Source organism: Methylophilus luteus (assembly GCF_042676265.1).
Classification (GTDB): Bacteria; Pseudomonadota; Gammaproteobacteria; order Burkholderiales; family Methylophilaceae; genus Methylophilus; species Methylophilus luteus.
The window spans coordinates 1,480,433-1,501,204 of sequence record NZ_JBHTKB010000001.1 but is presented as its reverse complement, the minus strand read 5'-3'; the positions used below and the strand labels follow the sequence as shown (position 1 = coordinate 1,501,204).

At 54.6% G+C, this 20,772-nt stretch carries 21 protein-coding genes; 12 read left to right on the top strand and 9 right to left on the bottom strand.

Annotation, left to right across the window (positions count from 1 at the left end):
• Positions 1-11: 11 nt before the first annotated feature.
• The 3 genes from ACFQ1Z_RS06980 to ACFQ1Z_RS06970 form a co-directional block, all read right to left on the bottom strand.
• A complete protein-coding gene (locus ACFQ1Z_RS06980; RefSeq protein WP_379056591.1) occupies positions 12-794 on the bottom strand; it encodes a ferredoxin--NADP reductase in 783 nt (260 codons plus the stop codon).
• A gap of 63 nt (positions 795-857) precedes the next feature.
• The gene (locus ACFQ1Z_RS06975) at positions 858-1,787 is read right to left on the bottom strand and encodes an electron transfer flavoprotein subunit alpha/FixB family protein (RefSeq protein WP_379056590.1); all 930 of its coding nucleotides are present in this window, start codon (positions 1,785-1,787) and stop codon (positions 858-860) included.
• The gene (locus ACFQ1Z_RS06970; protein WP_379056589.1) at positions 1,784-2,536 is read right to left on the bottom strand and encodes an electron transfer flavoprotein subunit beta/FixA family protein; all 753 of its coding nucleotides are present in this window, start codon (positions 2,534-2,536) and stop codon (positions 1,784-1,786) included. The genes ACFQ1Z_RS06975 and ACFQ1Z_RS06970 overlap by 4 nt, the downstream gene beginning before the upstream one ends.
• A gap of 179 nt (positions 2,537-2,715) precedes the next feature.
• On the opposite strand from ACFQ1Z_RS06970, the gene ACFQ1Z_RS06965 reads away from it, so the two are divergent.
• Both ACFQ1Z_RS06965 and ACFQ1Z_RS06960 read left to right on the top strand, forming a co-directional pair.
• Positions 2,716-3,654 (top strand): LysR family transcriptional regulator, encoded by a 939-nt coding sequence (locus ACFQ1Z_RS06965; RefSeq protein WP_379056587.1) that lies wholly within the window; start codon positions 2,716-2,718, stop codon positions 3,652-3,654.
• A gap of 28 nt (positions 3,655-3,682) precedes the next feature.
• A complete protein-coding gene (locus tag ACFQ1Z_RS06960; RefSeq protein ID WP_379056585.1) occupies positions 3,683-5,329 on the top strand; it encodes an electron transfer flavoprotein-ubiquinone oxidoreductase in 1,647 nt (548 codons plus the stop codon).
• A gap of 1,622 nt (positions 5,330-6,951) precedes the next feature.
• Here the strand turns inward: ACFQ1Z_RS06960 and ftsX are convergent.
• Genes ftsX through ftsY form a run of 3 tightly spaced genes read right to left on the bottom strand, consistent with a single transcriptional unit; the run spans position 6,952 to position 9,574 of the window.
• Entirely contained in the window at positions 6,952-7,842 is an 891-nt protein-coding gene (gene ftsX / locus ACFQ1Z_RS06955; protein ID WP_379056583.1) for a permease-like cell division protein FtsX, read from the bottom strand.
• A gap of 10 nt (positions 7,843-7,852) precedes the next feature.
• Positions 7,853-8,530, bottom strand: a complete 678-nt coding sequence (ftsE, locus tag ACFQ1Z_RS06950; RefSeq protein ID WP_379056581.1) for a cell division ATP-binding protein FtsE — start codon at positions 8,528-8,530, stop codon at positions 7,853-7,855.
• 60 nt (positions 8,531-8,590) lie between these two features.
• Positions 8,591-9,574 (bottom strand): signal recognition particle-docking protein FtsY, encoded by a 984-nt coding sequence (gene ftsY / locus ACFQ1Z_RS06945; protein ID WP_379056580.1) that lies wholly within the window; start codon positions 9,572-9,574, stop codon positions 8,591-8,593.
• Positions 9,575-9,771: 197 nt separating this feature from the next.
• Between ftsY and ACFQ1Z_RS06940 the strand changes: the two genes are divergently transcribed.
• Together ACFQ1Z_RS06940 and ACFQ1Z_RS06935 are read left to right on the top strand one after the other, a co-directional pair.
• On the top strand, positions 9,772-11,163 hold the full coding sequence (locus tag ACFQ1Z_RS06940) for a M16 family metallopeptidase (RefSeq protein WP_379056579.1): 1,392 nt from the start codon (positions 9,772-9,774) through the stop codon (positions 11,161-11,163).
• Positions 11,164-11,217: 54 nt separating this feature from the next.
• The gene (locus ACFQ1Z_RS06935) at positions 11,218-12,528 is read left to right on the top strand and encodes a M16 family metallopeptidase (RefSeq protein ID WP_379056578.1); all 1,311 of its coding nucleotides are present in this window, start codon (positions 11,218-11,220) and stop codon (positions 12,526-12,528) included.
• Positions 12,529-12,586: 58 nt separating this feature from the next.
• On the opposite strand, the gene ACFQ1Z_RS06930 is transcribed toward ACFQ1Z_RS06935, so the two are convergent.
• Positions 12,587-12,793 carry a PLDc N-terminal domain-containing protein gene (locus ACFQ1Z_RS06930; protein WP_379056576.1) on the bottom strand — a complete coding sequence of 69 codons (207 nt, stop codon included), beginning with the start codon at positions 12,791-12,793 and terminating at the stop codon, positions 12,587-12,589.
• Positions 12,794-12,926: 133 nt separating this feature from the next.
• Here ACFQ1Z_RS06930 and rsmD point away from each other — a divergent pair, with 133 nt between their 5' ends.
• From rsmD to ACFQ1Z_RS06905, 5 genes are read left to right on the top strand one after another with little or no spacing between them, the layout of a single operon-like run.
• A complete protein-coding gene (gene rsmD, locus ACFQ1Z_RS06925) occupies positions 12,927-13,487 on the top strand; it encodes a 16S rRNA (guanine(966)-N(2))-methyltransferase RsmD (protein WP_379056574.1) in 561 nt (186 codons plus the stop codon).
• Between the two features lie 31 nt (positions 13,488-13,518).
• A complete protein-coding gene (gene coaD, locus ACFQ1Z_RS06920) occupies positions 13,519-14,004 on the top strand; it encodes a pantetheine-phosphate adenylyltransferase (protein WP_379056573.1) in 486 nt (161 codons plus the stop codon).
• Entirely contained in the window at positions 14,005-14,253 is a 249-nt protein-coding gene (locus tag ACFQ1Z_RS06915) for a YfhL family 4Fe-4S dicluster ferredoxin (RefSeq protein ID WP_379056572.1), read from the top strand.
• A 44-nt stretch (positions 14,254-14,297) separates the two neighbouring features.
• Positions 14,298-14,705, top strand: a complete 408-nt coding sequence (gene gloA, locus ACFQ1Z_RS06910) for a lactoylglutathione lyase (RefSeq protein ID WP_379056571.1) — start codon at positions 14,298-14,300, stop codon at positions 14,703-14,705.
• On the top strand, positions 14,698-14,958 hold the full coding sequence (locus tag ACFQ1Z_RS06905; protein WP_379056570.1) for a hypothetical protein: 261 nt from the start codon (positions 14,698-14,700) through the stop codon (positions 14,956-14,958). The genes gloA and ACFQ1Z_RS06905 overlap by 8 nt, the downstream gene beginning before the upstream one ends.
• 42 nt (positions 14,959-15,000) lie before the next feature.
• Here ACFQ1Z_RS06905 and ACFQ1Z_RS06900 read toward each other — a convergent pair whose 3' ends face one another.
• Positions 15,001-15,210 (bottom strand): hypothetical protein, encoded by a 210-nt coding sequence (locus ACFQ1Z_RS06900; protein ID WP_379056568.1) that lies wholly within the window; start codon positions 15,208-15,210, stop codon positions 15,001-15,003.
• A 175-nt stretch (positions 15,211-15,385) separates the two neighbouring features.
• On the opposite strand from ACFQ1Z_RS06900, the gene ppc reads away from it, so the two are divergent.
• On the top strand, positions 15,386-18,175 hold the full coding sequence (gene ppc, locus ACFQ1Z_RS06895) for a phosphoenolpyruvate carboxylase (protein ID WP_379056567.1): 2,790 nt from the start codon (positions 15,386-15,388) through the stop codon (positions 18,173-18,175).
• A gap of 124 nt (positions 18,176-18,299) precedes the next feature.
• Here the strand turns inward: ppc and ACFQ1Z_RS06890 are convergent, their stop codons facing one another.
• Positions 18,300-18,503 carry a CsbD family protein gene (locus ACFQ1Z_RS06890; protein WP_379031573.1) on the bottom strand — a complete coding sequence of 68 codons (204 nt, stop codon included), beginning with the start codon at positions 18,501-18,503 and terminating at the stop codon, positions 18,300-18,302.
• Positions 18,504-18,717: 214 nt separating this feature from the next.
• Here ACFQ1Z_RS06890 and ACFQ1Z_RS06885 point away from each other — a divergent pair, with 214 nt between their 5' ends.
• Positions 18,718-20,025 (top strand): lipoprotein-releasing ABC transporter permease subunit, encoded by a 1,308-nt coding sequence (locus tag ACFQ1Z_RS06885; protein ID WP_379056565.1) that lies wholly within the window; start codon positions 18,718-18,720, stop codon positions 20,023-20,025.
• Complete coding sequence (locus ACFQ1Z_RS06880; RefSeq protein WP_379056564.1) at positions 20,018-20,725, top strand: ABC transporter ATP-binding protein; 708 nt, start codon at positions 20,018-20,020, stop codon at positions 20,723-20,725. The genes ACFQ1Z_RS06885 and ACFQ1Z_RS06880 overlap by 8 nt, the downstream gene beginning before the upstream one ends.
• Positions 20,726-20,772: the final 47 nt, after the last annotated feature.

The following is a 20,772-nucleotide window of genomic DNA, read 5'->3' as shown; positions in this document are numbered from 1 at the left end:
TTGTTTAAGACTTATTTTTCAACAAAAGCCTTTTCAATCACGTAGTCACCGAGCTCGCCTATGCGCGGTGAGACCTTGAATCCGCGCTTGTCCAGCATGGCGGCGGTATCCACCAGCATGGCCGGGCTACCGCAGATCATGGCGCGGTCTGTTTCCGGGTTGAGCGGCGGCAGGCCGATATCTTCAAACAGTTTTCCGCTTTCTACCAGGTCAGTCAGGCGGCCCTGGTTTCTGAAGGGTTCGCGTGTCACGGTTGGGTAGTAGATCAGCTTGTTTTTCACTTCTTCGCCAAAGAATTCGTTGTTTGGCAGATCTTTGGTAATGAATTCTTCGTAAGCCAGTTCATTCACATAGCGCACACCGTGGATCAGGATCACTTTTTCAAAGCGGTCGTAGACTTCGATATCCTGGATCAGGCTCATGAACGGGGCCAGGCCGGTACCGGTAGAGAAGAAATACAGGTTTTTACCTGGTTTCAGATCGTGGGTGACCAGGGTGCCGGTAGGCTTGCGGCTGACCAGCAAAGGGTCGCCCACTTTCAGGTGCTGCAAGCGTGAAGTCAGCGGGCCGTTGGGCACTTTAATACTGAAAAACTCCAGATGTTCTTCATAGTTAGGGCTGGCGATACTGTAAGCGCGTGTCAGTGGCAGGCCGTCTACTTCCATGCCTATCATGACAAACTGGCCGTTCTCAAAACGCAAACCTGGGTCGCGCGTGGCCTTAAAACTAAACAAGGTGTCGTTCCAGTGATGAACGCTCAATATCGTTTCGGTGGAATATTTTTTATTACTCATGTCTTATTTTTACTCGCGACTAGGCAAAGGGTTTGAATTTAAAGGGTTTATTTTACGATGCTATTATAGCGCAGCTGTCAGTTCTGGCACGGCTTCAAACAAATCTGCCACCAGGCCATAGTCAGCGATCTTGAAGATCTGTGCTTCCGGGTCCTGGTTGATCGCGACCACCACCTTGCTGTCTTTCATGCCATAAGCATGCTGGATGGCGCCGGAAATGCCGACGGCGATATATAGCTCAGGCGCGACCACCACACCGGTCTGGCCGACTTGCAGGTCGTTAGGCGCGTAACCGGCATCCACCGCGGCACGGCTGGCACCAATCGCTGCATGCAGTTTGTCTGCCAATGGCGCGATGACCTGGGCGAAAGCGTCGGCGCTGCCCAGAGCGCGGCCACCGGAAACCACCACTTTGGCAGCTGTCAGCGGCGGACGCTCGGATTTGTTAAAGGCTTCAGATACCCAGCGGCTGCCTTGCGGCGCAGCAGGCGTGGCAACTGCCTTGATCTCGGCACTGGCGCCGCTGGCGGCAATTGCGAATTTGCTGCCTCTTACGGTCAATACCTGGATAGCATCCTGGTTATGCACGGTGGCAAGCACGTTGCCGGCATAAATGCCACGCACATAGGTGTTGCCATCCTGGATCTCCAGCACGTCAGACAGCATATTCACGTCCAGCAGAGCGGCCACGCGTGGCAATAGGTTTTTGCTGAAAGCGCTGTGCGCTGCCAGCACTACAGTGTAAGCACTGGCCAGTGGCACTATGATATCAGCCAGGTGTTCTGCGGTAGGGTGTTGCAAGGCAGCGTCGCTGGCGACCAGTACGCTATTGACGCCCTGCAAAGCGGCCAATTGTGCGGCCAGTGCATCTGGCTGTGCGCCGGCGATCAATACATCCACCGGCTGTTGCCAGTGTTGTGCGGCGGTGACGGCACGCGCCACTTGTTCATTCAAATGCTGGCCGTCATGTTCGGCGATAAGCAGTGTTCTCATGCAATGATCCCTTCGTGTGAGCGCAGTTTGCTCAATAATTCATTCACATCTTTCACCATGACGCCAGCCGGGCGTGCCGGTGGTGCGGCAACCTTAAGCTGCTGCACATTGTGGCTGAGGGTGACATTCAGGGATTCCAGTGCCAGGTTCTCCAGCGGTTTTTTTCTGGCCATCATCAGGTTAGGCAGTTTGACATAGCGTGGTTCGTTCAGGCGCAAATCAGCCGTGATCACTGCTGGCAAGCTCACAGACAGGGTTTGTGTGCCGCCATCGATTTCGCGCACAACAGTCGCCTGGTCGCCTTCTATGCTGATCTGCGAAGCGTAAGTGGCTTGCGGCAATTTCAGCAGCGCTGCCAGCATCTGGCCGGTCTGGCCGGCATCATCATCAATGGCTTGTTTGCCCAGCAAAATAAGTTTGGGTTGTTCGCGCTCGACCACTGCTTTCAATACTTTGGCCACGCCCAGTGAGTGCAGGGTTTCCTGGGTTTCAATCAGCATGGCGCGGTCTGCACCCATGGCTAGCGCATGGCGCAGGATATCCTGGTTTGCGGCACCGCCTATGGTCACAGCAATGATCTCGCTGACTATGCCTTTTTCTTTCAGGCGTATGGCTTCTTCAATGGCATTCTCATCAAACGGGTTGATACCCATTTTGACGCCATCAATGTCCACATCCGAACCATCTGCCTTGACGCGTACCTGAATGTTATAATCAACGACCCGTTTGATCGCTACTAATGCTTTCATAAAGTGCTGCTTTCCATAGATGTTCTAGCCTAGGTGTTCTAAATTTAGCTGTTTTAAATCGTAACCGAGCATTTTAAGCTAGCTTGTAATATTTATTAAATTGATTATTATAATAATATATATCTATTTTATAGATTAATGTTAAGACGGCTCAAACGCTGCCAGATCCTTTATCCTCAATGAAATACACGCTCAGGCAATTAGAGATATTCGTCGCTATCAGTCGTGCTGGTAGTGTCTCGCGTGCCTGTGAGCAACTGGCATTATCCCAATCAGCTGCCAGTACCGCGCTGATCGAGCTGGAAAAGCAATTCGAGATCCAGTTATTTGACCGCGTAGGCAAAAGTTTACGCATCAACGAAAGCGGGCAACAGCTACTGCCCAAAGCGGTAGAATTGCTGGACCGCGCGCGTGAGATCGAGCGCATGCTGCATGGCCAGCAAGGTTACGGGCATTTGAAGATCGGTGCCACGCTGACGGTAGGTAATTATCTGGTCACCTTGCTGGTTGCCAAATTCCTGCAACAATACCCGCAAAGCCATATCCAGCTGCAGGTGCAAAATACGCGCACTATCGTAGAGCAAATTGCGAATCATACACTGGATTTGGGTATGATAGAGGGCGAGTGTAACCACCCGGATATTGCCGTGGCGCCGTGGATCGCCGATGAACTGGTGATTTTTGCTGCACCTACGCACCCGCTGGCGCAAATCGCGCAGACTGGTAAAACCATCTACAAGTCTGATCTGTTATTGCAGCCATGGATAGTGCGTGAAAAAGGCTCGGGCACCCGCGAGACGTTTGACCGTGCATTCAGCCAGGATTACTCCAGGCTGAATATCACGCTAGAGCTGGAACATACCGAGGCGATCAAGCGTGCGGTGGAGTCAGGGCTGGGTATAGGCTGTATTTCCAGGCTGGCGCTCAAAGACGCATTCAGGCGCGGTAGCCTGGTGCCTATCGAGAACCACAGCCTGCAGTTTCACCGCAATTTTTATTTTTTATGGCACAGGCAGAAATACCAGACCGGCGGCATCCGCCAGTTTCTGGCGTTTTGTCAGGCGTTCACCCAAGGGGCGACGCGTAGTGATTTAATTGATATCCCGGCGATCGCCTGATGGCGGGGATCTGAATGTTGGAGGAAGCATGGAAAGAGATGTAATGGAATATGATGTGCTGATCGTCGGGGCTGGCCCGGCAGGATTATCAGCCGCCATCCGTCTCAAACAACTGGCACAGGCGCAAGGGCAGGAGCTCAGCGTGTGCGTGCTGGAAAAAGGCGCCGAAGTCGGCAGCCATATCTTCTCCGGGGCGGTGTTAGACCCCAGGGCCTTGCAGGAGCTATTGCCAGACTGGCAAGCGCTGGGCGCGCCACTGGATACGCCGGTCGCTAAAGATACCTTTGTCGTATTAGGCGAGGAAAAGCACTGGGCCATCCCGGAGTGGACCATGCCGCCGCTGATGCGCAACCATGGCAACTATATCGTCAGCCTGGGTGAAGTCTGCCGCTGGCTGGCTGGCCAGGCCGAAGCACTGGGGGTAGAGATCTACACCGGCTTTTCTGCACAAACGCCAAGCTATGATGAAACCGGCCGTATGGTCGGTGTCATCACTGGCGATATGGGCCTGGATAAACAGGGCGAGCCGACAGCGAATTTCACACCTGGTATCGAGATCCGTGCCAAATACACCCTGGTGGCCGAAGGCACGCGCGGTTCGCTGACCAAGCAGCTCGAAGCACGCTATGGTCTACGCACGGCTGCCAGCCCGGCCAAATACGGGCTGGGGTTCAAGGAGATCTGGCGTATCCAGCCTGAGCAACACCAGCAAGGCCTGATAGAACACACGCTGGGCTGGCCGCTGGATGCCAACACCGGTGGCGGCGGCTTTATCTACCACCATGGCGAAAACCTGGTGTCAGTCGGCTACGTGGTGCACCTGGATTACAGCAACCCCTACCTGTCATTGTTTGATATTTTCCAGACGTATAAGACCCACCCCAAGCTCAAGGCATTGCTGGCCGGCGGGCAACGCATCAGTTATGGCGCACGTGCCATTTCAGAAGGCGGCATACAGTCATTGCCAGAGCTGGCTTTCCCCGGCGGCGCATTGCTGGGTTGCAGCGCCGGCCTGGTCAATGTGCCCAAGATCAAGGGCAGCCACTACGCCATGAAATCCGGCATGCTGGCAGCCGAATCAGTGTTTGAAGCCATACAGCAAGGCGCGCCGGAAATACTGGCCAGTTATCCGCAAAAACTGCGTGCCTCGTGGATATGGCAGGACCTGAGCGCCGTGCGCAATGTGAAACCGTATCTGTCACGCTGGGGCACCTGGGTAGGCACAGTGCTGGGCGGCGCCGAAATGTGGCTGTCAGGCCTGGGCATCACCTTACCGTGGACGCTCAAACATACGGTGGCCGATCACGCCACCCTGGATGAAGCAAAGAATGGCCGCCAGCCTGAATATGCCAAGCCGGATGGAGTGCTGACTTTTGATAAGCTCAGTTCAGTCAACCTGTGCAATATCGGCCATGATGACCAGCAGCCCTGCCATTTGAAGCTGACGGTGCAGGATATCCCCGAGCGCGTCAATCTGCCGCGTTACGCCGGGCCTGAGCAGCGCTATTGCCCGGCGGGGGTGTATGAGTTTATTGAGCAGCAGGGGCAACAGGTGTTGCAGATCAATGCGCAAAATTGCATTCATTGCAAGACTTGCGATATCAAGGACCCGACGCAGAATATTAACTGGGTGCCACCGGAGGGTGGCAGCGGGCCGAATTACGTTGCGCAGTGATGAGGTGAGTTTCGCTACTCGGCGAGTTACTTTTCTTTGCTAGCACACACTGATGGACTCGCGCAGGACGAGAGATACATTTGCAGGAAGATTTAATAGGTATTTCTTTGGATAGTTCTGTGCTCTGATTCAGCCTTTTATTTCGCCCCTCGGCGAGTTACTTTCCTTTGCTTGCCCAAAGGATAAGTAACCAAAGGAAAGGGCACCCTAGCATCCGCTTGTTTCCTGCGTTGCTCGTCAAAATAAGCGGTCGCGAAACTCGCCCTAGCGGCCTGCACAGAACGCAGGCCACTGCGGAGCTCAGACAGTCGCTCCCTTCCTCCTTATTTTGCCTGCGCTACTCGGCGCGTCAGATAGGGGCCCGAAGTCAACACCACTACGCAGTTAGTTGGGTGAGCTTCCTTATATTGCATCCCGCTCGACCATCGAATAAAACAAAGCACAAGCAACTACACCCTTACTAAGCTGACCGTAATGGTAGTTCTTTGGATAGTTCGGTGCTCTGTTTCAGTCTTTTATTTCGCCCCTCGGCGAGTGTCTTTTCTTTGCGTGCCCAAAGAAAAGGCACCAAAAGAAAGGGCACCCTAGCATCCGCTTTTTCCCTGCGTTGCTCGTCAGCGTGGGCGTCCAACGAAACTCGCCCTAGCGGCTTGCACACTGCGCAAGCCACCGCGGAACTCGAACAGACGCTGGCCGACCCCTCCCACGCTGACTGTGCTACTCGGCGCGTCAGATAGGGGACCCTGAAAGGCACTACGCGGCTAGTGTGGTGGGTCGTTCTCACATCGTATCCCGCTCGACTAGTGCAATAAAACCAAAGCAAAGCAAAAGCAAAACAGCAAGAGGGTTGGCGGGTTGGTTTTAGATTACATAGGCGCTAAGCGCCCTCAGCCCAATGCAGTTAACAGAAGTCACATCGTGGTGGTGTTGACTTTGGGCCCCTATCTGACGCGCCGAGTAGCGGAGTCAAAATAAGGAGGAAGGGAGCGACTGTCTGAGTTCCGCGGTGGCCTGCGTCCTGTGCAGGCCGCTAGGGCGAGTTTCGCGACCGCTTATGCCTAAGTCCTGCAAAGCAACGGACGAAAGTCCTAAGGTGAGCAACGGAGGAAACAAGCGGATGCTAGGGTGCATTTCTTTTGGTTACGTTTTCTTTGTGCAAGCAAAGAAAAGTAACTCGCCTACAAGCGAAAGAAAACGCTGAAACAAAGCACAAAACTATCCAAACAAATACCGATTCCATGGCAATGGTTGCGCGGGATTGAATGTGAAAAACCCCAGCTTCACTAAGGGCGTGGGTTTTTCCGGGCCCCTATCTGACGCGCCGAGTAGCGGAGTCAAAATAAGGAGGAAGGGAGCGACTGTCTGAGTTCCGCGGTGGCCTGCGCTCTGTGCAGGCCGCTAGGGCGAGTTTCGCGACCGCTTATTTTGATGAGCAACGCAGGAAGAAAGCGGAAGCTAGGGTGCATTTCTTTTGGTTACGTTTTCTTTGGGCAAGCAAAGAAAAGTAACTCGCCTACAGGCGAAAGAAAACGCTGAATCAGAGCACAAGCAGAGCACAAAACTATCCAAAGAAATACCGATTACAGCTTATAGTCTGTGCCAGAAGGCGCAGGACAAGCAGTTCAGCGTTTCTGCGTCAACGCAATAAACGCCGCTATCCAGCCTATTAAAGTCGAAGCCAATAAAATCAACCCGCCTATATTCACCAAATGAAACACCAGCTGGAAATTACTCTGATAGTTGTTCGCCAGCAGTTGCACCGGCTGTTTCAGATTCCACACGATGGCGAATAGTAAAGCGACCGCGATCAGGCCTCCACCCAGGCCATAAACACTGCCCATATATAAAAACGGGCGGCGGATAAAGCTGTGGGTCGCGCCTATCAGGCGGCTGACTTCGATCTCGGTTTCATGCGTGAGCACCTGCATGCGCACGGTATTGCTGATGACTGTGACCATGGCGATGCCCAGCAGGCAGGCAAAGATCAGGGCGATGCGTTTGCCCAGTACCAGCATGGAGTTCAGCCGTTCTATCCACACGCTGTCTACCACCAGTTCTTCAACTTCGTCACGCGCTTGCAGCATTTCCTGTACCGGTTTTGCGGTGTTTGGCTGCGTGTCGGCCAGGGTGATGAACAGGGCGTCAGGCAGCGGGTTTTGTGGCAGGTCGGCCAGCAGGTCTTTTTGCAGAAACTGTTGCCCCAGTTGCTTGATCGCTTCTTCCTTGGGCACATAGCGCACTTCTTTGACTTGCGGTAACGCCTGCACGTCATTGATCAGGCGTTGAATGACATTGCCGTTGAGCGCCGGTTTGAGGAAGGCGCTCATTTGCGCGTCCTGTTTGATCGAGCGTGATGCGTCCTGCAGGTTGTCGACGCCGACGAATAACAGGCCGGGCAAGGTGACGGTGATGCCTATCACCATGCAGATGATCAGCGTGTTGAGCCAATGCGCTTTCAGTCGCTGTAACACCAGTTGCATGGCGAGTGTGTGTTGGTTGAGCCAGTTTTTCATGCCATTAGCCTTATAACATGCCGACCTGGGCAGGCATGGATGTGATGGTTTGCTGGTCTATATGCAAGGTCCGGTAGGCGATGGTGCTCACCTGTGCCACATCATGCATGGCGATGACGACGGTGACGCCTACATCATTAAACGCTTTGAGCAGTTGCATGATCTCCAGCGAAGCGACCCGGTCCAGGCCGCCGGTAGGCTCGTCGGCAATGACGATGGCAGGGCGGCTGACCACGGCGCGCGCGATCGCCAGGCGCTGCTGTTCGCCGCCTGACAGGGTGATAGGCATGGCTTTTTCTTTGTTGAGCAGGCCTACTTTGTCCAGGGCGGCGCGCACGCGGCGGGCGGCTTCATCGCCGGTGATGCCCTGTATGCTTAGCGGCAACGCGACATTCTCAAAGCTGTTGCGGTCATAGAGCAGCTTATGGTCCTGAAACACCAGGCCAAAACGGCGGCGCAGGTAAGGAATAGCGTTGTGGTGTAGCTGGCTGATATCCTGCTCATTGATCAGGATATGGCCGCCGGATGGGGCTTCTATGCCGGCCATCAGTTTGAGCAGGGTGCTTTTGCCGGCGCCGGACTGGCCGGTGATCAGCACAAAATCGCCTTTTTCAATATTAAAGCTGACCTGACGGAACAGGTGCGCGCTATTCGGATAGCGCATGCTGACGTTGTTAAATGCAATCATGTGTTAGCAATCTGGGTTTAACAATCTGGTTTAACAGTCTAAAGTCAAAGAGTGTCATGGCTAATCGATCAAGGCATCAATAAAGTCGTTGGCTACAAACGGGCGCAAGTCATCTATGCTTTCGCCTACGCCTATGAAGCGCACCGGGATGCTATGGGCAGATTGCCCGCTCAAATGCGCGATCGCCGCAATGACGCCGCCTTTGGCCGTGCCATCCAGCTTGGTCAGTGCCAAGCCGGTGACGCCTAAAGCCTCGTTAAAGGCCTTGAGCTGGTTGACCGCATTCTGGCCGGTATTGGCATCCAGCACCAGCAAGATCTCATGCGGCGCGCCTGGCAGCGCCTTGTCTATCACGCGTTGTACTTTCTTGATCTCATCCATCAGGTGCAATTGCGTAGGCAGGCGGCCAGCAGTATCGGCGATCACCACATCGATTTTTCTGGCGATGGCAGAATTCACCGCATCATAAATCACTGCCGCCGGGTCGCCGCTTTCAGACGCGATCACCTGCACATCGTTGCGCTCGCCCCATACCTGTAATTGTTCACGCGCCGCAGCACGGAAGGTATCGCCGGCGGCGATCAGTACGCTATGGCCTTGCCCTTGCAGGTATTTTGCCAGCTTGCCTATGGTGGTGGTCTTGCCGGCACCATTCACGCCTACCATCATCATCACATAAGGTTTATGGCCGCTGACATCCAGCGGTGCTTGCAACGGCAAGAGCAGGTCAGACAGCGTTTCTTTGAGTGCCTGTTTCAAGGCGATGGTGTCCTGCAGGTCCTGCCGTTTGACGCGCGCACGCAATTGCTGCAGCAGGTGCTGGGTGGCATTGACCCCAACATCCGAGGTCAGCAGTATGGTTTCCAGCTCTTCGTAAATATCTTCATCTATCTTGCCGCCACCGAACAGCGCGCTGAGTTGACCGCCCAATTGCTGGCGCGTTTTGGCCAGGCCGTTTTTCAGGCGCTGGGTCCAGCTCAGGCTGGAGGTTTCTTCGGGGGCAGGGGATGAAGACTCGGTTTTTTTGGCAAATGGATTGAACATGGCAGCTTAAAACTCGGTAATATGCCCATTTTAAGCCGAATCGACATTTACCGCCACGACCATGGCTTTGCAATGTAGCAAAAGGCCGTGCATGGTTTTTATAACCCGGGTCGTATAGTCAAGTTCATACGAACTAAGTAGCCACGCCATCGGTCACAGACTGTGCTTTTACAACCTGTTTCTATAGTGATCCCATCATGAAAAAAAGTGTTACCCATTGCCGTCAGCCACTGTTGCTGCTGGCTGCCTTGCTCAGTGTGTGCAGCGCGCAGGCTGCCGAAGTCGTACAAACCACGCTTAAAAATGGCCTCAAGCTGATAGTGCAGGAAGATCACCGCGCACCTGTGGTGGTGTCACAAGTTTGGTATCGCGCCGGTTCGCTGGATGAGGTCAATGGCAAAACCGGGGTGGCGCATGTGCTGGAACACATGATGTTTAAAGGCACGCCCAGTGTCCCGGCCGGGCAGTTCTCGCGCCAGATCGCGGCGGCCGGCGGTAAGGAGAATGCTTTCACCAGTAAGGATTACACCTGTTATTTCCAGCAACTGGAAAAATCCAGATTGCCATTGTCATTCAGGCTCGAAGCAGACCGCATGGCCAACTTGCAGATCACCGATGCCGAATTTGCCAAGGAGATAGAAGTGGTGAAAGAGGAGCGCCGCTGGCGCACCGAAGACAAGCCGCAATCCCGCGTCAGTGAACAGTTCGATTCTTCAGTGTTTCGCGCCCACCCTTATGGCCGCCCGGTGGTCGGCTTTATGAATGACCTGGATAATATGACCGCCGCCGATGCACGCGAGTGGTACAACACCTGGTATACGCCCAATAATGTGACCGTGGTCGTGGTGGGCGATGTCAAGGCGGCAGAGGTATTCAAACTGGCGGAGGAAACCTTTGGCAAGCTGGCAGCCAGGCCGTTGCCAGCGCGTAAACCGCAAGTAGAGCCTGTGCAGCTGGGTGAGCGGCGCGCCATCGTCAAAGCGCCTGCCAAATTACCTTATTTCACCATGGGTTTTCACGCCCCGGCCATGAAAAACGGGCCTGCTTACAGCGAACAGGATTGGGAACCCTATGCGCTGGAAGTGTTATCCAGCGTGTTAAGTGGTAATGGCTCCTCGCGCCTCAACCAGAAACTGGTGCGTGAACAGGCGATCGCGCTCGATATAGACAGCGGCTATGACGGCACCAACCGCGGCCAGGCTTCCACTTTTGAGATCGCGGCCTCGCCCAGCGAAGGCGTGGCGCTGGAAGACTTGCAGAAAGCGATCTGGGAGGTGGTGGACGAGGTGAAGAACAAGGGCGTGACCGCCGCCGAATTACACCGGGTCAAAGCGGCGGTGATCGCCGCCGATGTCTATAAACGTGATTCCATGTTTTACCAGGCGATGCAGATAGGCCAGCTTGAAACCATGGGCTACCCGTTGAGCCTGCTGGAAAAAAATGCTGCCCGGGTAGAGGCGGTGACTTCTGAACAGGTGCAGGCAGTGGCAAAAAAATACCTGGTTCCAGACCAGTTGACTTTAGTCACGCTGGACCCGCAGCCTATGGATCCGAACGCCAAACCGGCCGGACGTCCACATCAGCACTAGATTAATCCGCATGCGACCCTTTTATCTCGTCGCAGCAGCCATGTAGGAAACAGAATGAACGCTTTGAATTTTTTTAGAACCACCTTGTTGGTCTTGCTGCTGCAAGGCCATGCGCTGCAGGCACTGGCCGGATTAAATATCCAGCACTGGACCACTAGTAATGGCAGTGCCGTGTATTTTGTTGAAAACCATGCCTTGCCTATGATGGATATCAGCGTCAATTTCCCCGCTGGTAGCGCACACGACCAGCCGGAAACCTCGGGGGCTGCCGGTGTCACCCATCACTTGATGGCCCTGGTGGCAGGCGGGCTGGACGAAGAGGCACTGACTAACCGGTTTGCCGATATAGGCGCCGTACTGGGCGGCAATTTTGATGCAGACCGCGCCGGCTTTAAATTACGCACCCTGACCAGCGAGCAGGCCAGCGCACTGCAAGCCTTCAGCTTTGTATTGCATAAGCCTGATTTCCCCGAAGCGGTGCTCAAACGCGAGCAGGCCCGCATTGTGGCCGGGCTGCAGGAAGCCGAGACCGAGCCAGACAGCATCGCGCAAAAAGCCTTTATGCGTTCTGTATATGGCATGCACCCTTACAGCCTGGATCAGAGCGGCGAGATCGATACTGTGCAATCGCTGACGGTGGCCCAGCTGTCGCAGTTCTACCAGACCCATTACACGGCTAAATCAGCAGTGATCGCCTTAATTGGCGACCTGACACTGACGCAGGCCAAAGACATCGCCGAACGCCTGAGCACCGGCTTGCCACAAGGCCCTGCGGTCGCCGCGCTGCCACCGGTGCCAGCCTTGAAAACCGCCAGCGTGAAAAAATTGCCGCACCCTGCCTTGCAGGCGCATATCCTGCTCGGCCAGCCCGGCAACAAACGGGGCGACCCGGATTTCTTTCCGCTATACGTCGGTAACTATATTCTGGGCGGTGGCGGCTTTGTCTCGCGCCTGACCGAAGAAGTACGTGAAAAACGTGGCCTGGCCTATAGCGTCTACAGTTACTTTTTGCCTATGGCAGAGCTAGGCCCTTTCCAGATCGGCCTGCAAACCAAGAAAGAACAGGCGCAGGATGCTTTGCAACTGGTCAGGCAGACCGTAGAGCAGTTTGTGGATAAAGGGGTGAGCGAGGCTGAGCTGCAAGCGGCCAAAGATAACCTGATCGGTGGTTTCCCGCTGCGTGTAGACAGCAATGGCAAGATACTCGAATATCTGAACCTGATCGGGTTCTACCATCTGCCGCTGGACTACCTGGACAGTTTTAACGACCACGTCGCGCAAGTGACGGTGCAGCAGGTGAATGACGCTTTTAAACGCCGCATACACCCCGACAGTTTTGCCACCGTGATCGTAGGCGCCGAGTAAGCCATTTAACAACAAAGCCGACACTAGGTCGGCTTTTGCGCTGCGTCAGCTACGGTCTTTACAGCACGGTAGCCTTACGTTTTTTGCGCGCCAGGAAGTAATATAAAACCGCACCCAGCAAACTGAGAAAGAAAATCACCAGAAACCAGACCAGCTTATCTTCTTTTTGATCGGCGAGGCAATCGATCAGCATCCATAGCCAGAATAAGCCCAGCGCAGTGGTGATCAAACTGCCTAACAGGCCAAAGCCCAATAAAAATTCCATGTCTGATTTCCTCGATTGATTTTTTATAGATGATAGCACGAAGCGTTTTCTGCCTGGCCCATGCAAATCGCTGCACACGGGCGAACGCCTTTATAATACTGCTTTGTTCTTGCTGATAGCCTGCCTCAACTTTATGAATCAAGTTCGTCTTAATGCCGGTGTCTGGCGCAGCCGGGTACTCAAGTTTCCCGATGCCGATGGCTTGCGGCCGACGCCGGACCGCGTGCGTCAGACCCTGTTCAACTGGCTGGGGCAGGAGCTGACTGGACTAAGCTGTTTAGACCTGTTCGCCGGCACCGGTGCGCTGGGGTTTGAAGCCCTGTCACGCAATGCCAGCCAGGTCACCATGCTGGAGCTGGCCAAAGCCCCGTTGCAGGCCTTGTTGCAAAACCAGAAACTGTTGCAAGCCAGCAAAGCCGATATCCGCCAGGCCGATGCACTGAAGTTTCTGGCGCAAAACAGCCAGCGTTACGACGTTATTTTTTGTGACCCGCCTTATCACAAGCAATGGCTGGACAAATTGTTGCCGCTGCTGCCCGGGCATTTGTCTGCACAAGGCTGGCTATATGTAGAAGCCGAATATGCGTTAAAATCTGATTCGGACTGGCAAGTGGTCAAGTCTGGCAAGGCAGGGCAGGTGTATTACCACCTGCTGCAGCCAGCCGACACGCCAGCGCCAGCCACGCAGCCTTGAAGGTGCGTACAGACTTTCGGGATATCAGCGTATGAATAAAACCAGAATTGCAGTCTATCCGGGCACTTTTGACCCGATCACCAGGGGGCACGAAGATATCGTGCGCCGGGCCGCGCACCTGTTTGATCAGGTGATAGTGGCGGTGGCAGGCAGCACCAGCAAGCAGACCCTGTTCAGCCTGCAAGAACGTGTCGCCCTGGCGCAATCGGTATTCAGTGGCGAGAATATCAAAGTAGTTGGTTTTGATGGCCTGCTGATGCAGTTCGTGCAGTCGCAGGGCGCGCAGATGGTGATACGTGGCTTGCGCGCCGCCAGCGATTTCGAGTACGAATTCCAATTGGCAGGCATGAACCGCAAACTTTACCCCAAACTGGAAACCCTGTTTATGACCCCGGCAGAAGAATACATGTTTATCTCCTCCAGCCTGGTGCGCGAGGTGGCGCGCCTGGGTGGCGATGTAAACCAGTTCGTGTCGCCCGGCGTTGAAACCGCCATCAAACAAAAACTGATAGATTAAATGTCCCTGTTTATTACCGACGAATGCATTAATTGCGATGTCTGCGAGCCTGTGTGCCCGAACGAAGCCATTTCGCAAGGCGAAGAGATCTATGAGATCAACCCGGACCTGTGCACCGAGTGCGTAGGCCATTTTGACAAACCGCAGTGCCAGCAGGTGTGCCCTATCAGCTGCATTCCGCTGGACCCGGACCGACAAGAAACTCAAGAGCAGTTAATGGACAAATACTTGCGCATTACCAGGGCGTAAGTACTGATGTTGTTATTCCGTAAATAATTAAAGGGGTTAGGATAATGCGAATTTTACATAGCATGTTGCGCGTGGGTGATTTACAACGGTCTATAGATTTTTATACCGGTGTGCTGGGCATGAAGCTGATACGCACCCAGGATTACCCGGATGGTGAATTCACGCTGGCGTTTGTCGGCTATGGCAATGAGTACAACAATACCGTGCTCGAATTAACCTATAACTACGGCAAGACCAGCTATGACATGGGCGCCGCCTATGGCCATATGGCGATAGAGGTGGACGATGCTTACCAGGCCTGTGAGCTGGTGAAAAGCAAAGGCGGCAAAGTCATACGCGAAGCCGGGCCTATGAAACATGGCACCATAGTGATCGCGTTTATCGAAGACCCGGATGGGTACAAGATAGAATTCATCCAGAAGGGCAGCATAGAGTATCCGGAGCATGTCTAACCAGGCGCACTTACTTGAGGCCGTGACGCTGGCACAGGCGGGTGACTGGGATGCGGCGCACAACATCGCGCAGGATTACAGTGACCACGCCGCCAACTGGATACACGCGGTGCTGCATAAGGTCGAGGGTGATGTATGGAACAGCAAATACTGGTATGGCAGAAGCGGCGGCCGCCAGTATGAGGATTACGCGGCGGATATTCCGCGTGAGCTGGAAGCGATCAGGCAGTTACTGCTTTCCAGTATCGCTTGATCAGGGTATTTGCCTGTTCAGTCCGACATTTAACTCTCGGCCTTAACTCTCTCCGTCAGTGGCCTGATGGCTGGTGATAAAGATCGCCCACAGCGATTGAATGAACAAGCCTATCACGGTGCCGCTAAAAAACAGTATCACCACCGCCAGCACACATATCAACAGTAAAAAAGCATCCTGATGCCACAGGCCTTGCGTGCCCATGGCTTGCCAGTTTTGTAACACCTGCGCTATCAGTCGATTTCCATCCATCTGTTTATCACCTACCTTATGCTGGCAGCAGTGCCAAATCGGTGCATGCTCGCCTTGAGTAGGCGTGCATGCCGTGCTGTCAATTTTGCAAGCACATGATTTATATGTAAAAAATCATCATTCAAAGGTGGCCTGCTTGTTGCTAGTGTATCACTGAGCTAGGGGAGAAGACACCATGATAAAAAAACATGTGGCCAGTGACATGGTTTCGGCAGAGACGCGGCTGTCTGACAATATTCAATTATTGGGCAGTTTGCTAGACCAGGCCATACAGCAAGTCGAAGGCCAGGCCGCTTTTGACCAGATCGCGGCTATCCGCCAGGCAGCGACCACTTTCCATCAGACCCACGACCAGAACGCCTCATTACAGCTGGAGCAATTGCTGGCCGCACTGACGCCAGCGCAAACCGTATGTGTGGTGCGCGCCCTGAGTTATTACAAGCACCTGGTCAACCTGGCTGAAGATCTGTATGGCCAGCAGCTGGCGAACAGCCATACGCATACGCCGGTGGCCGGCATGCTGGCGCATTCCATCAGCCAGCTGGGTGAGGATGGCGTCCCTGCCCAGGCGATACAGCAGTTTTTTGCTGATGCGCTGGTGTCGCCGGTGCTTACTGCACACCCGACCGAAGTGCAGCGTAAAAGCGTGCTCGATATAGAACGCCGTATCGTCGAGTTGCTGGCCGCGCGCATGCACATGCATGCACAAGCGCAGCTGGCACGTAACAGCCTGTTGTTGCAGGGCGCTGTTTCGGCATTATGGCAAACGCGTATGCTGCGTTTTTCCAAGCTGACGGTGGTCAACGAGATTGAAAATGCACTGACCTATTACGACAGCACTTTTTTGCATGTGATCCCGGAGTTGCTGCAAGACCTGGAGCGTGACCTGCAGGCGCTGATGCCAGCCGGCAGTGACTACCATTTGCCGGCCTTTTTGCGCATGGGTAGCTGGATAGGCGGCGACCGCGATGGCAATCCATTCGTGGATGGCACTACCTTGCGCGAAGCCGTGCGCCTGCAGGCGGTGACGCTATTGCGCTTTTACCTGGATGAACTGGCCGAGCTCAAACGCGAGCTGGGCGTTTCTACCCGCCTGATCGCAGTAGACGAGGCGGTGATGGCGCTGGCCCAGGCCTCGCGTGATCAATCCGCGCATCGCATGGATGAGCCTTACCGCCTGGCCCTGAATGGCGTGCATGACAGATTGTTGGTGACTGCCGAAAGCCTGTTAGCCGGCTGTGGCTGGCGCATAGACGATGATGTGCAGGCTGACCCCTATGACAGCCCGCAAGCCTTGTTGCAGCCGTTGCAGGCCATCGCCGACTCCTTGCACAAGCATCATGGTGTCGCGCTGATCTATCCGCGCCTGGGCAAGCTGATCAAAGCAATAGAGTCATTCGGTTTTCATCTGGCAACGGTGGATATCCGCCAGTCTTCAGATGTGCATGAAGCGGTCATCACCGAGCTGCTGCAAAAAGCCGGCTATGAATTTGATTATGCAGCATTTAATGAAGACGAAAAAATAGGCATTCTGCTCGAAGAACTGAAGCAGCCACGCCTGCTGTTTTCGCCTTTCCAGCAATACTCCGAGCTGGTGCACAAAGAAATAGGCGTGCTCGAAGCAGTGCGTGAAATGCGCGAGCGCTTTGGCTGCCATGCCGTGCGCCAATATATCATCTCGCATACCGAAACATTGTCTGACCTGCTCGAAGTCGCCTTGCTGCAACGCGAAGCCGGCTTGCTGCGCGGGGTGTGGGGGTCGGCCAATATCCAGGTCGATCTGAATATCGTGCCGCTGTTTGAGACCATCGCCGACCTGCGCGATGCGCCTATGATCATGGGCAAGTGGTTAAGCTTGCTTGGCATACGCCATGTGATCCGCAACCAGGGCAGCGAGCAGGAGGTCATGCTCGGTTATTCCGACAGCAACAAGGATGGCGGTTTTCTGACTTCGAACTGGGAGTTATACAAAGCCGAGATCTCGCTGGTAGAACTGTTCCAGCAGGCTAAAGTCAAGCTGCGCCTGTTCCATGGCCGCGGTGGCACGGTAGGCCGTGGCGGCGGCCCGACCTACCAGGCCATCATGGCGCAACCGCAAGGCACGGTGGATGGGCAGATCCGCCTGACCGAGCAGGGCGAGATCATCGCCAACAAATATGCCGACCCGGTGGTCGGCCGTCAGCACCTGGAAACCCTGATCGCGGCCACGCTGGACGCCAGCCTGTTTCCGGCCGACCAGCTGGAACCGGCCAGGCGACGCGCCTTTGAGAGCGTGATGGAGACCCTGTCTGCCACCGCCATGACCAGCTACCGCAGCCTGGTGTATGAGACCCCGGGCTTTGCCGAATACTTTTTTAACACCACACCGATAGAGGAGATCGCCGGCCTCAACCTGGGCAGCCGTCCCGCTTCACGCAAATCCACCCGCCGTATTGAAGACCTGCGCGCCATCCCCTGGGGATTTTCATGGGGGCAATGCCGGTTGCTGTTGCCAGGCTGGTATGGGCTGGGCAGCGCCATACATCAATACCTGCATCAGGCAGGCAGCAACAAGGAGACCCGCTTAGGCTTACTCAGGGAAATGTTGCTGGGCTGGCCTATCTTCAAGACCCTGATCAATAACGTCGATATGGTGTTAGCCAAAACCGACCTGATTGTAGCCAGGCATTACGCCCACCTGCTACCTGACCGCAGCCTGCGCGAAGAGATCTTCAGCCGCATAGAGCACGAGCACCAGTTGACCACCCAGGTGGTCAACCTGCTGTTAGGCAGCTCGCAGCGGCTTGCCAGCCAGCCGGTGCTGGCCAAATCCATACGTGACCGCCTGCCTTATCTGGACCCGCTCAACCACCTGCAGGTCGAAATGATACAACGCTACCGCAATGGCGAGACCGATGAAAAACTCAAATTGGCGATCCCGCTGACCATCAATGGCATTGCCGCCGGGTTAAGAAATACCGGCTAGCCGCAGAGTGCTCAACCACGCAGCAGGGCCAGTTAAAAAAATAGCCACTTTAAAAGTGGCTATTTTTCAGATCACATGATGAGTCTCACATTGTGGGACTCACATCTGGGTCTCACCATATTAATTAATGGTGGTTATCTTTTTCCCAGGTATTGATCTGTTTTTCGGCTTCATCTTTAGAGATGCCATAACGTTCCTGGATCTTACCGACCACCTGGTCACGTTTACCTTCAATCACGTCAAGGTCATCATTGGTCAGTTTGCCCCATTGCTCCTGAACTTTACCTTTAAGTTGTTTCCAGTTGCCCTCAAAAATATCTTTGTTCATGATTAAATCTCCTAAGTTTTAGAGTAGTGTCTCGGTCAACGACCTGTGAGCTATAGTAGCCACAAGCAGCAGGCAGAACAGTCGGACGATCTTGTATTTGTGCGTAAGACTTGGCTGACAGCAGACCCAGCTAAAAGCGCTGATAGTGTTAAAGCTTGCGCATAAGGCGCTGGCCACTCATCAAATTGCGCTTTAAACCTGTTAACATGCGAGCATGAATAAAGCCTCTTTTTCTGCGTTTAAACACGCGCTGGCCCAACGGCTACCTTATGAATTGTGGATAGGCTGGCGCTATACGCGCGCCAAGCGTAACAATCATTTTATTTCTTTCATCTCACTGACCAGCATGGTAGGTATCGCCCTCGGGGTAATGGCCCTGATCGTTGTATTGTCAGTCATGAACGGTTTTCAGGATGAGTTACGCAAACGCATCCTGGGCGTGGCTTCGCATATAGAGGTGCGCAGTTTTGATGCCGGCTTGTCTGACTGGCAGCATGTAGAGGGCCAGATCAAATCCCTGCCGGCCAACACTTTCTCCAGCCCGGTGCAAGGCATGGCGCCTTATGTGATGGCACAAGGCATGCTGACGCGTGACCAGGCGGTGCAAGGCGTATTGATACGCGGCGTGCTGCCTGCTGCCGAAGGCGCGGTGTCCGATTTATCCACGCAGATGAAGATAGGCAAGCTGCAGGATCTGCAGGCCGGCAAATTCAATATCGTGCTGGGTGGCGACCTGGCGCAGGCGCTGGGTGTGCGCATAGGCGAGAAAGTCGTGCTGATGGCACCGCAAGGGCAGGTGACCCCGGCCGGGCTGGTGCCACGTATCAAGCAATTTACCGTGACTGGTATCTTTCAGGTCGGCATGTATGAATATGATGCCGGCCTGGCGCTGATACACCTGGATGATGCGGCCAAACTCTATCGCATGGGCGACCAGGTGTCTGGCTTGCGCCTCAAACTGGCCGACCTGTTTGCCGCAGACCGCGTCAGCCGTGAATTGATGCAGGCGCTGGGGCCCAATTATTACATTACCGACTGGACCCAGCAGCATGCCAATTTCTTCAAGGCTATCCAGCTCGAAAAACGCGTCATGTTTATCATCCTGGCGTTGATCGTGGCGGTGGCTGCCTTCAATATCGTGTCTACGCTGGTGATGGCGGTGACCGACAAGCGGGCCGACATCGCCATTCTGCGCACCATGGGGGCGACGCCGCAGGCGATACGGCGCATGTTCGTAGTGCAGGGCGCCATGATAGGCGTGATAGGCACTTTTTCTGGCGCATTGCTGGGCGTGCTGCTGGCACTGAACATTGAAACGGTGGTGCCGTGGATAGAGCATACTTTCAATGTGCAGTTCTTATCCAAAGACGTCTACTACATCAGTGACCTGCCTTCCAAACTGATGTGGTCCGATGTGACGACCATCATCGGCCTATCTATTTTTCTGAGCCTGGTGGCGACACTATACCCAAGTGGACGTGCTTCCAAAATGAATCCGGCGGAGGCCTTGCGTTATGAGTGATCTGATTTTGCAGTGCCAGGGCCTGGCTAAAACCTATCAGGGGCTGGATACCTCGGTATTGACCGGCGTCGACCTGACCCTGGCAGCCGGTGAACATATCGCCATCGTCGGCGCATCCGGCAGTGGCAAGAGCACACTGCTGCATCTGCTGGGCGGGCTGGATGCCCCTAGCCACGGCCAGGTGCAATGGTTAGGCAAGCCGCTGTCTACGCTGTCCGAGGTGGAAAAAAGCGCCATGCGTAACCAGTATCTGGGCTTTGTTTACCAGTTTCATCACTTGTTGCCTGAGTTCAGTGCGCTGGAAAATGTGGCCATGCCTTTATTCATACGCCGCATCCCACGTGCGCAGGCACTGGCACAAGCCGAATACTATCTGACGCTGGTGGGCCTGTCCCACCGCCTGGAACATACGCCGGGCGAGTTATCTGGTGGCGAGCGGCAACGTGCGGCACTGGCACGCGCACTGGTGACAGAGCCACGCTGCGTGCTGGCCGATGAGCCTACCGGCAACCTGGACCGGCAAACTGCCGAACACGTATTCGAGCTGCTGTTAAAGATACAGCAAGAGCGGGGCACGGCGCTGGTGGTGGTGACGCATGACCTGTCGCTGGCAGCGCGTATGCACAAGCAATATCGCCTGCAAGATGGCACACTGCAAGCGATCACCGCGCTTGGCGAGCAGGTGCTGACCCCGGTGTAGAACATTCATGCTGCCGGGCGCCACCTTAGGGTTGTTGTTTGGTGTAT